Annotated in this window: 1 protein-coding gene; it reads left to right on the top strand. The window is 43.9% G+C overall.

Going from position 1 to position 255, the window contains the following annotated elements; all coding sequences use genetic code 11:
• Positions 1 to 254, top strand: a 254-nt coding sequence (locus MiSe_RS50375; RefSeq protein WP_226595135.1) for a hypothetical protein, incomplete at its 5' end; no start/stop codon positions are given.
• Between the last annotated feature and the right edge of the window lies 1 nt (position 255).

Below are 255 nucleotides of genomic sequence, written 5' to 3'. Positions count from 1 at the left end.
GAAATATGTCAGGAAATCAATTTACAGATTTCGGGGCACGGCGTTCTACAATCTTTGGTAAAAATCAAAAGTTATTGGACGCCGTGCCCCTACGGGGGCGGGTTTATTTACGGGTTTCTCAAACTTGGAATATGTCAGGAAATACATTTACAGATTTCGGGGCACGGCGTTCTACAATCTTTGGTAAAAATCAAAAGTTATTGGACGCCGTGCCCCTACGGGGGCGGGTTTATTTACGGGTTTCTCAAACTTGAA

Origin of the sequence: Microseira wollei NIES-4236 (genome assembly GCF_020521235.1) — a bacterium.
GTDB lineage: Bacteria > Cyanobacteriota > Cyanobacteriia > Cyanobacteriales > Aerosakkonemataceae > Microseira > Microseira wollei.
The sequence above is the reverse complement of the archived record's forward strand: the minus strand, read 5'-3'. Positions and strand labels throughout refer to the sequence as shown.